Source organism: Desertibaculum subflavum (assembly GCA_003576705.1).
GTDB lineage: Bacteria > Pseudomonadota > Alphaproteobacteria > Ferrovibrionales > Ferrovibrionaceae > Desertibaculum > Desertibaculum subflavum.
Genome location: QOZS01000058.1, coordinates 1 through 11,175, shown reverse-complemented (window position 1 = coordinate 11,175; position 11,175 = coordinate 1). Strand labels below are relative to the sequence as shown.

The 11,175-nt window shown below is 67.9% G+C and carries 11 protein-coding genes; 5 read left to right on the top strand and 6 right to left on the bottom strand.

Going from position 1 to position 11,175, the window contains the following annotated elements:
* Positions 1 to 10: 10 nt before the first annotated feature.
* Positions 11 to 1,498, bottom strand: a complete 1,488-nt coding sequence (locus tag DT074_RS23220) for a M81 family metallopeptidase (protein ID WP_119422269.1) — start codon at positions 1,496 to 1,498, stop codon at positions 11 to 13.
* Between the two features lie 129 nt (positions 1,499 to 1,627).
* On the opposite strand from DT074_RS23220, the gene DT074_RS23215 reads away from it, so the two are divergent.
* Both DT074_RS23215 and DT074_RS23210 read left to right on the top strand, forming a co-directional pair.
* Positions 1,628 to 2,071: a carboxymuconolactone decarboxylase family protein gene (locus DT074_RS23215; protein ID WP_119422250.1), complete on the top strand. Its 444-nt coding sequence runs from the start codon at positions 1,628 to 1,630 to the stop codon at positions 2,069 to 2,071.
* 32 nt (positions 2,072 to 2,103) lie between these two features.
* Entirely contained in the window at positions 2,104 to 2,874 is a 771-nt protein-coding gene (locus DT074_RS23210; RefSeq protein ID WP_119422249.1) for a crotonase/enoyl-CoA hydratase family protein, read from the top strand.
* A gap of 26 nt (positions 2,875 to 2,900) precedes the next feature.
* Here the strand turns inward: DT074_RS23210 and DT074_RS23205 are convergent, their stop codons facing one another.
* Positions 2,901 to 3,116, bottom strand: coding sequence for a hypothetical protein (locus tag DT074_RS23205; protein ID WP_119422248.1), 216 nt, complete (start codon positions 3,114 to 3,116; stop codon positions 2,901 to 2,903).
* Positions 3,117 to 3,588: 472 nt separating this feature from the next.
* On the opposite strand from DT074_RS23205, the gene DT074_RS23200 reads away from it, so the two are divergent.
* Together DT074_RS23200 and DT074_RS23195 are read left to right on the top strand one after the other, a co-directional pair.
* Positions 3,589 to 4,512: an SDR family NAD(P)-dependent oxidoreductase gene (locus DT074_RS23200; protein ID WP_368744864.1), complete on the top strand. Its 924-nt coding sequence runs from the start codon at positions 3,589 to 3,591 to the stop codon at positions 4,510 to 4,512.
* Positions 4,513 to 4,530: 18 nt separating this feature from the next.
* A complete protein-coding gene (locus DT074_RS23195) occupies positions 4,531 to 5,394 on the top strand; it encodes a MaoC/PaaZ C-terminal domain-containing protein (RefSeq protein WP_119422247.1) in 864 nt (287 codons plus the stop codon).
* 39 nt (positions 5,395 to 5,433) lie between these two features.
* Here the strand turns inward: DT074_RS23195 and DT074_RS23190 are convergent, their stop codons facing one another.
* The 3 genes from DT074_RS23190 to DT074_RS23180 form a co-directional block, all read right to left on the bottom strand.
* The gene (locus DT074_RS23190; protein WP_119422246.1) at positions 5,434 to 5,688 is read right to left on the bottom strand and encodes a DUF1127 domain-containing protein; all 255 of its coding nucleotides are present in this window, start codon (positions 5,686 to 5,688) and stop codon (positions 5,434 to 5,436) included.
* 82 nt (positions 5,689 to 5,770) lie between these two features.
* Complete coding sequence (locus DT074_RS23185; protein WP_119422245.1) at positions 5,771 to 6,661, bottom strand: alpha/beta fold hydrolase; 891 nt, start codon at positions 6,659 to 6,661, stop codon at positions 5,771 to 5,773.
* On the bottom strand, positions 6,658 to 8,313 hold the full coding sequence (locus DT074_RS23180) for a long-chain fatty acid--CoA ligase (RefSeq protein ID WP_119422244.1): 1,656 nt from the start codon (positions 8,311 to 8,313) through the stop codon (positions 6,658 to 6,660). Before DT074_RS23180 ends, DT074_RS23185 begins: the two co-directional genes overlap by 4 nt.
* An 89-nt stretch (positions 8,314 to 8,402) precedes the next feature.
* On the opposite strand from DT074_RS23180, the gene DT074_RS23175 reads away from it, so the two are divergent.
* Entirely contained in the window at positions 8,403 to 9,113 is a 711-nt protein-coding gene (locus tag DT074_RS23175; protein ID WP_119422243.1) for an RraA family protein, read from the top strand.
* Between the two features lie 4 nt (positions 9,114 to 9,117).
* Here the strand turns inward: DT074_RS23175 and gspD are convergent.
* Positions 9,118 to 11,175, bottom strand: a 2,058-nt coding sequence (gene gspD / locus DT074_RS23170) for a type II secretion system secretin GspD (RefSeq protein WP_119422242.1), incomplete at its 5' end; no start/stop codon positions are given.

Here is an 11,175-nt window from a genome sequence, read left to right as displayed (position 1 = left end):
CAGCCTCGCTTCAGGGGCGCTTCCAGGCCGGGCCGTTGCCGTAGAGGCGCAGGCCTTCCGGCAGCTTGGTCCAGGGCAGGTTGGCCGGGTTCATGTCGCAGGCGCCCGGCGCCGCCACTTCGACGATCGCATCCGAGAGCGGCTGGAAATCGGCGCGGTAGTGGTTCGAGCTCTTGACCACGATGATCTTGTGGTCCTTCGGCTCGATGCCGGCATGGCGGAAATAATCCTGATCATTGCATTGCGTGCGGGCCGAGGAAACGACGACGCGGACGCCGCCGATGCGTATCCGCGCGACCTTGCCGAGATCGGAGGTCAACCCGCCCAGCATCGGCCCGGTGAGGGCGAACGACCCTTCCGCGAGCTGCTCCACCACCGCCTCGGTGCGGAACGGCTTCTGGCCGGGCACCGTCTTGCCGCCGAGATCGAGCGTCACCGTGGCGCCGATGCCGGCCGCATGCGCTTTCGCCGCGCTCTCCGGATCGGCGAGGATGGCGACGATGGCGTCCGGCACCTTCTGCGCCACCAGCGCCTCGATGATGCCGACCGTGTCGCCGGTGCCGCCGGCGCCGGGATTGTCCTGGATATCGGCCAGGATCATCGAGCGGTTGCCGGCATAGCCGAAGGCGAGCTTGGCCGCCTCGGCCGGCGTCTTCAGCCCAGGTTCGAACGCGGCCTCCTGGCTGTTGATGAGCGCCGCCAGCTCGTCGGCGGCACGGTCCACCGCCGCTTGCGACTTTCCGTAGGCCAGCACGACGGCGCCGCACATCGGGATGTCGGCGAGCGGGAAGCCGGGCAGGAAGGACATCGAGGCGATGTCGGGATCATCGGCCTCGAGCTTCTCGAGCGCCTCGTAGATCGACTTGCAGGGCTCGGTGAAGGTGCTCTGACGATGGATCGGCAGCAGGAAGGGCAGCGTGCGCATCGCCTTGGCGAGCGGCGGGCCGGCGAGCAGGGCCTCGATCAGGCGGAAGGCACGCTCTCCGGTGGCGCGCATGTCGACATGCGGATAGGTCCGGTAGGCCACCATGGCGTCGGCGTGCGTGAGCATGCCGTCGCCGATATTGCCATGCAGGTCGAGCGAATTGACCACGGGGATGTCGCCCACCACGGCGCGGACGCGGCGCAGGATCTCGGCCTCCGCATCGTCGTGCTCGGTCGTCACCATGGCGCCGTGCAGGTCGAGATAGACGGCATCGAAGGGGCCGTTGGCGGCGAGCGACGCGATGATCTCGCCGGCGATGCGCTCGAACGCGGCGGCGGTGACGTAGCCGCCGGGCTCGGCGAAGCACCAGAGGATCGGGAACAGCTCATGCCGGGCCGCCTGCGCCCTGGCGATGAACCCGCCGGTCGCCATCGGGAATTTCGGATTCTGCAGCATCTCGGCGCCGCGCATCATGCCGGCCATGGTGCGGGCCTGGAAATCGGCATATCCGGTGGTGCCGGGGGCGAAAGTGTTGGTCTCGTGCAGAAAGCCGGCAATGGCGATACGGGCCACGATTTGCTCCTCGATGAACGACAGGCTTGCTTTGTACTCAGAATGCAAGGCGCGTGCCCGTAGGACAACGTGCTGTCACGAATGGCCGGGCTGCGTCGTCCGCTGGTCGGATCCCCACGGAGGTGTCGGATGAAGAGAAGGGTTCAATTCGCCGCGGTGGCGCCCGACGGCACCAAGGCGCTCCGGGCGGTGCACGGCTATCTGCAGGAATGCGGCCTGGCGCGCGAGCTGATCGAGTTGGTGAACCTGCGCGTGTCGCAGATCAACGGCTGCGCCTATTGCCTGGACCTGCATTGCCGGGAGCTGCGCAAGATGGGTGAGAAGCAGCAGCGACTCGACTGCCTGGCGGCCTGGCGCGAGGTGCCTTTCTTCAGCGAGCGGGAGCGCGCGGCGCTGGCCTGGGCCGAGAGCCTGACGCGGATCGACCGGACCGCCGCGCCGGATGCCGATTACGAGCCGCTGGCGGCGCATTTCTCCGAGAAGGAGATCGCCGATCTCACCTTCGCCATCGCCAATATGAACATGATGAATCGGGTCGGCGTCGGGCTGCGCATGACGCCCAAGGCGGTCTAGCATCCTCCCTGCCAAGCAAGGGAGGGCAAGCCATGAAGGTGCTGGTCGAGCGGGACGGGCCGGTGACCACGGTGATCATCAACCGGCCGGAGCGGCGCAATGCCGTCGACGCCGAGACGGCGGTGCTGCTGCGCGACGCCTTCGATGCCTTCGACCGCGATCCGGATCAGCTCGCCGCCGTGCTGACCGGCGCTGACGGCAATTTCTGCGCCGGCTATGACCTGAAGCAGGTCTCGGCCAGCGGCACGACGGGCGAGTCCGACCCGGCGGGCGAAGGTCCGATGGGGCCGACGCGGCGGCTGCTCGCCAAGCCGGTGATCGCCGCGGTCGAGGGTTTCGCGGTTGCGGGCGGGCTCGAGCTTGCGCTCTGGTGCGACATCCGCATCGCGTCGGAGACGGCGACCTTCGGCGTGTTCTGCCGGCGCTGGGGCGTACCGCTGATCGATGGCGGCACGGTGCGCCTGCCGCGCATCATCGGGCAGGGCCGGGCGCTCGACATGATCCTGACCGGGCGCCCGGTCGGTGCCGATGAGGCGCTCGTCATGGGTCTTGCCAACCGCAAGGTGGCGGCGGGCGAGGCGCGCGCGGCGGCGGAAACGTATGCCCGAGAGATCGCCCGCTTCCCGCAGATCTGTCTGAAGGCGGATCGCCGCTCCGCCTATGAGCAATGGGACCGCGATCTGCGCGACGCGCTGGTCGCGGAAGGCGCCGGCGGCGTGCAACCGCTTCGCAGCGAGGCGCGCGCCGGCGCGACCCGCTTCGCCGGCGGCAAGGGTCGCGGCGGCGGCTTCAGCGAGATCTGATTTCGGCGGCCCTTCGCCGCCGCGGATCAGAAGGCGCGGATCAGGCCCGGTCGGCGTCGGCCTGCGGTCAGCGACCGATAGACCTCGGTCGCGGCGCTGCGCAAGGCGCGGAGCGAGGGGTAGAGCTTGCGATCGATCTGTTGCAGCAGCGGCTGGCTGGAGATGAAGCGAAAGCGGCGACCGTCACGCACCGCGAGGCCGAGCGCCTCACCATCCACCTCGATAACGAATGCCTCGGACATGAAACCCTCAACCGCCGGAGCCTGCCCGGCATTGACTAGCGTCGATTGATGACATGCGTGAGAACGGGCACGGCATGCGCGCCCATCGGCCGCGTCAGCGACAGCCCGTACACATTCGAATGCGATGTTCCGAGATAGGGTGGGGGACGTTCGAAACGTGCAGCATCGTGCTCTCCATTCTGCTCGCTCGAGAACCCACGAATCCCCTTCGTGGCGCTTTAGCGTTTGGTGACGCGGCGCAAGCTGCTGTCGTCAAATTGCCGCGGCCGGAAACGAGCCCGGCGACGTCAAAGATAGGAGTCGTTCCGGCGGAATCAACCACGTCCGTCGGCTGCTCAAACGCGACGCAGCAGGTCGGGTTCCCATTGACGCTACGGAAATCTTGCCCGCCGGTGCCGCTGTTGCTGGCGGCCGAGGGCGTGGCTAAGGTGCCGCCCTTCAAAGCACCAAAACAACTAGGGAGAACAAACCCATGAGCGGCGACAATATGGTCAAGGATAAGGTGATCGTGGTCACCGGCGCGGGCCGCGGCATCGGCCGCGAGATCGCCATTCTGGCGGCGCGCGAAGGCGCCAAGGTGGTGGTCAACGATCTCGGCGGCTCGGCCGAGGGCGAGGGCCAGGACCTGACCCCGGCGCAGGAAGTTGTCGACACCATCAAGAAGGCGGGTGGCCAGGCCGTCGTCAGCGGCGACAGCGTCGCCGACCCGGCGGCGGCGGAGCGCATCATCAAGCAGGCGGTCGACACTTTCGGCCGTATCGACTGCGTGGTGAACAATGCCGGCATCCTGCGCGACCGCATCTTCCACCGTATGAGCGTGGTCGACTGGCGCGCCGTGATCGACGTGCATCTGAACGGCTCGTTCTACATGTCGAAAGCCGCGGCGAACTATTTCAAGGAGCAGAATTCCGGCTCCTATGTCCACTTCACCTCGACCTCCGGCCTGATCGGCAATTTCGGCCAGGCGAACTACGCGGCGGCGAAGATGGGCATCATCGGCCTCTCCAAGTCGATCGCGCTCGACATGGCGCGGTTCGGCGTGCGCTCGAACTGCGTCTCGCCCTTCGCCTGGTCGCGTCTGATCGGCACCATTCCGACCAACACGCCGGAAGAGAAGGCCCGCGTCGAGCGCATCCAGAACACCATGACGGCGGCGAAGATCGCACCCATCGTGGTGTTCCTCGCCTCCGACGCGGCGAAGGACGTGTCCGGCCAGATCTTCGGCGTGCGCAAGGACGAAATCATCCTGTTCAGCCAGAACCGGCCGCTGCGCACCGCGCACAAGGGCGACGGCTGGTCACCGAAGGCGATCGCCGACACCGTGCTGCCCGGCTTCAAGTCGAGCTTCTATCCGCTCGACCGCTCCGCCGACGTGTTCAACTGGGAGCCGCTCTGAGCGGAGGAGGGCGGTCTCATGGCGATCGACTATCAGAAACTGAAGAATCGCAAGTTCGACGACGTCGTGCACACATATACCCAGCGCGACACGATGCTCTATGCGCTCGGCCTCGGCTTCGGCGCCGACCCGATGGATCGGGGCCAGCTCCGCTTCGTCTACGAGGACGGGCTGAAGGCGCTGCCGACCATGGCCGTGGTGCTGGGCAGCCCGGGTTTCTGGGTGAAGAACCCGGATAGCGGCATCGACTGGAAGCAGGTGCTGCATGGCGAGCAGGGCTTGAAGGTGTTCAAGCCGCTGCCGGCGGAAGGCACGGTGATCGGCCGCACCCGGATCGTCGACATCATCGATAACGGTCCGGGTAAGGGCGCGCTGATGTATTCGGAGCGCGAGATCATCGACAAGAAGTCCGGCGAGGTGCTGGCGGCGAGCCAGAGCACCACCTTCGCCCGGGCGGATGGCGGCTTCGGCGGGCCGGCCGGCCCGAAGAAGTCGGTCCATGCGATCCCCGAACGGACGCCCGATCTCACCACCGACATCACCTCGGTGCCGCAGGCGGCACTGATCTACCGCCTGTCCGGCGACTACAATCCGCTGCATGCGGATCCCGATGTGGCGAAGTCGGCGAATTTCAAGCAGCCGATCCTGCACGGTCTCTGCACCTACGGCATTGCCGGCCATGCCATCCTGAAACTGCTCTGCGGCTACGACCCGGCCAAGCTGAAGCAGATGGACGTGCGGTTCTCCTCCCCGGTCTATCCCGGCGAGACGATCCGCACCGAGGTCTGGAAGGAAGGCGCCGGCAAGGCGGCGTTCCGCTGCAAGGTGGTGGAGCGCGACGTCATGGTGCTGAACAACGGCTACGCGGAATACGCGGCGTAGACGAAGGCCCGCTCCGCCTTTGGCGGAGCGGGCCTTCGTCTATCGGCGGGGATCACGGATCGGCCGCGAGTTCGGCTGGCTCAACTCGAAGTCGACCATGGTGCGGGTGAGGCCGATGTCGCGCAAGGTCCGCGCATCGAGGCCCGACAATGCGATCCGCGCCGCACGCCGTTCGGCCCAGACGGCGAGGAACACCGTCGCACGCGCCCAAAGGCTTGCCGGCACCGGCTCGGCTTCTAGCCGGGACTGGTTCAGCGTCTCGTCGATCTCGAGACCGGGGCGGAAGAACGACATGGCATGGTCTCCTTTGGCTTGACGCTGACAGGAGACCGCGATCGCCGCCCTCTCTCAATTACGTGGCAGAGAATATCCGCGCTCAGCCTTCCGCCAGGAAGGGCAGGAGCTGCGCGAGCGTGGCCTGCGGCGCTTCCTCGGGCAGGAAGTGGCCGCTTTCGATCGGGCCGCCCCGCACATCGCTCGCCCAGTTGCGCCAGACCGCGAGGCGGTCGCCCTTCGCGAAGCCGCTGTGCTCGCCCCAAAGTGCGAGCAGCGGGCAGGCGATCTTGCGGCCCGCTTTCAGATCGGCGGCATCGTCCTGGTCGTCGACGGTGGCGCCGGCCCGGTAATCCTCGCAGGTGGCATGCACGACTTCGGGGCGACGGAAGGCGCGAATGTATTCCGCCATCGCGCGCTCGTCGAAGGCGAAGCCGGGTTTGGCCCAGCTCGCCAGCGTGTGGCGGATGAAATATTCCGGATCGCTGCCGATCAGCCGCTCCGGGAAGGGTGTCGGCTGGATCAGGAAGAACCAGTGATAGGTGCTGGTGGCGAACGCCTTGTTCACGCCCTGCCACATGGCATGCGTCGGCACGACATCGAGCGTGCAGAGGCGCGCGACCTTGCCGGCATGATCGAAGGCCATGCGATAGGCGACACGCGCGCCGCGATCATGGCCGACCACGGCGAAGCGCGCGAAGCCCAGTGCTGCCATCACCTCGACAAGCTCCGCCGCCATCGCGCGCTTGGAGTGGGGGCGATGGTCGGAGGCCGAGGGCGGGGTCGCGCTGTCGCCATAGCCGCGAAGATCGGGCGCGACGACCGTGAAGCGCTTCGCGAGTTCCGGCGCCATCGCATGCCAGCAGGCATGGGTCTGAGGATAGCCGTGGATCAGCAGGACCGGTGGGCCGCCGCCGCCCAGCATCAGGTTGATCTCGTTGCCGGCGACGGCGATGCGCCGCCGCGTGAAACCCGGAAACAGAGCTTCGCTCATGCGCTGACTGCCTTCTCGTCGTGCGGACGATAGTCCTTGAACTGCTCGCGCAAGGTCAGCTTGTGGATCTTGCCGGTGCCGGTGACCGGCATCTCGTCGACAAACTCGACGGCATCGGGCAGCCACCAGCTGGCGAGCCTGGGCTTGAGGAAGGCGAGCAGGCCCGCGGCATCCACCGTGCCGCCCTCGCGCCGCTTGACGATCAGGAGCGGGCGTTCCTGCCATTTCGGATGCGGGATCGCGATCACCGCCGCCGCCAGCACGTCGGGATGGGCGACGGCCAGGTTCTCGATCTCGATCGAGCTGATCCATTCGCCGCCCGACTTGATCACGTCCTTGGAGCGGTCGGTCAGGGTGACATGGCCTTGCGCGTCCAGCACGGCGACGTCGCCGGTCTTCAGCCAGCCTGCCTCGTCGAGCGCGTCGCCGCCCTCGCCCTTGAAGTAGCCTGAGGCGATCCACGGGCCCTTGATGCGGAGATGGCCGACCGCCTTGCCGTCGGCCGGCAACGGATTGCCGTCGTCGCCGACGATCTTGAGTTCGACGCCGTACATGCGCCGCCCGGATTTCATCCGCCGATCCATGCGCTGCTCGAAGGGCAGGCCGGCGCTGCCCGGCCGCATGGTCGGCTTCGTGGCGGTCAGGGCTTCGGTCATGCCCCAGGCCTGGCACAGCTCGACGCCATAGTCGCGCTCCAGCCGCTCGATGATGGAGCGCGGCGGCGCCGAGCCGCTGGAAAGCGCGTACCGGAGCGTGGAGAACTTCCGGCCGTTGCGCTCCAGCCAATCGAGCAGGATCAGCCACATGGTCGGCACGCCGGCCGTGATGGTGACGCCTTCGCCCTCGAACAGCTCGTAGAGCTTGTCCGGCTCGTAGGCGCGGCCGGGGAAGACCAGCTTCGACCCGGTATAGGGCGCGAGATAGGGCATGTTCCAGGCATTGCCGTGGAACATTGGCGCCATCGGCATCATCACCTCCTGCGCGCCGTTCCTCGATCCGCCGAGGAAGTCGAACGCGCAGGCGATCATGGTGTGCAGTACGTTGGCGCGGTGTGAATAGAGCACGCCCTTCGGGTTGCCGGTGGTGCCCGAGGTGTAGCAGAGCGAGGAGGCGTTCCGCTCGTCGAGGCGCGGCCAGGCGAGGTCGCCGCTCTCGGCCGCGAGCAGCGCGTCGGAGCAGAGCACGGGCTTCTTCAGGCCCGGCGCGGCGCCCATGCGGTCCGGCGGCGCCATCATCACGAAGGCTTCGACCGTGGTCAGGCGGTCGGCGATCGCCTCGACGGTCGGTGCCGTCGCCGCATCGAAGAACAGCAGCCGATCCTCGGCGTGGTTGATGATGTAGACGAGCTGGTCGTTGTACAGCCTGGGATTGATGGTGTGCAGCACCGAGCCGATGCCGGTGACGCCGTAGAACATCTCGAAATGCCGGTGCGTGTTCCAGGCGAGCGAGCCGACCCGGTCGCCTTCGCGCATGCCGAGCCGGCGCAGCGCCTGCGCCAGCCGCTTCGCTCGGGCCTGCGCGTCGGCATAGGTGTAGCGGTGGATATCGCCCTCGACGGTGCGGGCCACGATCTCGGTCTCGGCATGGGCGAGTGCCGCATGTTCGATCAGGCCGGAGAGCAGCAGCGGCTCGTCCATCATCAGCCCCAGCATCGGGTTTCCTCGCTCCCACATTGACGGTCCGTGCTTGTGACGCCCACGATCAGGCCTCCGCCGGATCGGCGCAAGAGGGAGGATCCCGCATGCAGGGAGAGATCGTCGAGCAGCTTCGCCAGGTATCGACCGCGACCGTCACGATGCAGCTTCTGAAGCGCGGCTTCCGGACCGGGGCGATGACGGGGCTCAAGCCATGGGGCGCCGATGCCGCGCGCATGGTCGGGCCTGCCTATACGCTTCGCTATATCCCCGCCCGGGAAGATCTGTGCGGGGCGCCCAAGCCGGGGGAGCCGCCGACCGCGCAACGCCTTGCCATCGAGGAATGCCCGCCCGGCCACATCCTGGTCATGGCGACCGATGGCGAGCAGCGCTGCGGCACCATCGGCGACATCCTGGCGGAGCGGCTGGTGGTGCGAAAGGTCGGCGGCGTGGTGACCGACGGCGCCATCCGCGATGCCGGCGTGATCGCCGGGATCGGGCTCGCGGTCTATGCGACCGCCGCGGTGGCGCCGGCCAGCATGAACTACCTGCATCCGGTGGAGGTGCAGCGGCCGGTCGGCTGCGCCGGCGCGGCGGTCTTCCCGGGCGATATGATCGTCGCCGACGCCGATGGTGTGGTGGTGATCCCGCAGCATCTGGCCGCGGAGATCGCGCGCGATGGGCTGGAGCAGGAGCGGGTGGAGCGCTTCGTCGCGCGGGAGGTGCGGCGCGGCCGGTCGACGCTCGAAGTCTATCCGCCGAGCGACGCGGTGAAGGCTGAATACCGCCGTTGGGTCGAAGCCGGCGAGCCGGCCTGAGCAATCAGGGCGGCGTCGGCTCGCGGGTCGGCGCCGGGCCGCGCTCCTGCAGGGCCAGCACGGCTTGGAACTTGCGCCGCATCTCGAGCGTCGCGTCGCGCGCTTCCAGCTGGTTGCGGACGACGCGCGGGGTGATCAGGACCAGCAGCTCGGTGCGGGCCACGTCGTTGATCTTGCGCCCGAACAGCGAGCCGAGCACCGGAATCTCGTGCAGGATCGGGATGCCGGAATTGCCGACCTGGTTCTGCTCGCGGATCAGGCCGCCGAGCGCCACGGTTTCGCCGGAACGGATGGCGACCGAAGAAAGGATGCGCCGCTGACGGATGGTCGGCGACTGGATGGCGGCGCCGACGGCCGGCGGCGTCACGTCGGACACTTCCTGCGCGATCTCGAGCGTGACGAGGCCCGAGACGTTGACTCGCGGGATGACTTCGAGCGTCACGCCGGTCTGGCGGTACTCGACCGAGTTCACCGTGCGCGGATCGACGGCGAGCGTGGTGTCGATGAAGCGGGTCAGGATCGGCACTTCGTCGCCGACCTGCAGCTTGGCCGTCTGATTGTCGAGCACCATCACCTGCGGATTCGACACCACGTTGATGGTGGTGATGTTGGACAGCGCGTCGATGACGGCGCGCGTGTTGCCGCCGCCGATCACGAAGGAGAAGCCGCCGGCCACGGGACCGCCGAAGGTGCTGGTGGAGAGCGGCACGGCGACCGATCCCTCGGTCGTGCCGATGGTCAGCTGCGAGGAGCCGTGCTTGGCGATACCGATATCGCCGGTGGAGAGGAAATACTGCACGCCATAGCGCAGCGTGTCGTTCAGGCTGACCTCGATGATCGAGGCGTCGATGATCACCTGCAGCGGCATGAGGTCGAGCTTGGCCAGCACTTCCTCGATGCTCTCGTAGTCGCGCGGGGTGGCCAGGACGAGCACGGCGTTGTTCGCCTCGTCGGCGATGATGCGTACGCCCTGTTCGCCGTCCGCGGCCGAGTTGAGGGCGGTGAGCGCCGCCGACGGGCGGACTTCCTCGCCTTCGGCCGGCGCCTCGCCGGCGCGGGCGGCAGCCCGCTGTACGGTCGTCGTCGGCGACGGGTTGCGCGAGGCGCCGAAGATGCCCCGCAAGGTGCCGGCGATGGCGGCGGCCTTGCCGTTCTGCACGTAATAGACGTAGAGCCGGCGCGAGCCCTGATTGCGGGTGCGGTCGAGCCGCGCGATCCATTGCCGCGCCTCGTCGAGATAGCGCGGCTGCTTGGCGATCACCATGACGGCGTTGAGCCGCTCGATCGGGATGAACTTGACGGCGCCGGTGAGCGGCCCGTTCTTGCCGCCGAACAGGTTCTCGAGCTCGAACACCATGGTGCCGACGTCGGCGTATTGCAGGGATTCGAGCAGCACGGATTGCTCGCTCATCGCGTCGACATCGAAGATGTCGACGGTCTGGCCGGCGAGGCGAAGCTCGCCGGCGGAGCCCTGCACCACCAGCACGTTGCGTCCCGGATCGGCATGCACGATGCGATCCTCTGGCAAGGTGCCGCGCAGGATCTTCGCCATCTCCTCGGCGCCGATATAGCGGAGCGGGAAGACCTGGAGCGGCCGCCCGCCGATGCCCGGCGCGGTGGGCGCGGTGCCGGCCACCGGCTGCCCCGCCGTGCCGGCATTCTGCAGCAGCGCCACGCGGTAGATGCCGTTCTGGGTGAACAGGCCGGCGCCGTTGGATTGCAGGGCCGATTGCAGGAGCGGCAGCACCTGATCGCGGTTCAGCGGCCGCGCCGTACGGATGGTCGCGGTGCCGCGCACGTCCGGATCGATCACGTAGTTGACGCCGAGCACGTCGCGCAGCACCGCCTGCGCCACCTGCCGGATGTCGGCATCCTCAAAATTCAGGGTGATGTCGCCCGGCGTCTGGGCCGCCGGCGCGGCGGCCTGACCGGCCACGGCCTGCGGCGCGCCCACGGCCCGGCGCGGACCGGGCTGGCCCGGATAGATTTCCGCGATCTTCGGCGGCGGCGCCGTCTGCGTGACCGGCCGCTGCGCGATCGGCTGTGCAGCGGCCGGCGCCGG

Bases quoted from the DNA above. Each gene is read 5' to 3' on its own strand.
- DT074_RS23215 (WP_119422250.1), top strand. From the start codon at position 1,628: ATGAAGAGAAGGGTTCAATTCGCCGCGGTGGCGCCCGACGGCACCAAG.
- DT074_RS23210 (WP_119422249.1), top strand. From the start codon at position 2,104: ATGAAGGTGCTGGTCGAGCGGGACGGGCCGGTGACCACGGTGATCATC.
- DT074_RS23205 (WP_119422248.1), bottom strand. From the start codon at position 3,116: ATGTCCGAGGCATTCGTTATCGAGGTGGATGGTGAGGCGCTCGGCCTC.
- DT074_RS23200 (WP_368744864.1), top strand. From the start codon at position 3,589: ATGAGCGGCGACAATATGGTCAAGGATAAGGTGATCGTGGTCACCGGC.
- DT074_RS23195 (WP_119422247.1), top strand. From the start codon at position 4,531: ATGGCGATCGACTATCAGAAACTGAAGAATCGCAAGTTCGACGACGTC.
- DT074_RS23190 (WP_119422246.1), bottom strand. From the start codon at position 5,688: ATGTCGTTCTTCCGCCCCGGTCTCGAGATCGACGAGACGCTGAACCAG.
- DT074_RS23185 (WP_119422245.1), bottom strand. From the start codon at position 6,661: ATGAGCGAAGCTCTGTTTCCGGGTTTCACGCGGCGGCGCATCGCCGTC.
- DT074_RS23180 (WP_119422244.1), bottom strand. From the start codon at position 8,313: ATGCTGGGGCTGATGATGGACGAGCCGCTGCTGCTCTCCGGCCTGATC.
- DT074_RS23175 (WP_119422243.1), top strand. From the start codon at position 8,403: ATGCAGGGAGAGATCGTCGAGCAGCTTCGCCAGGTATCGACCGCGACC.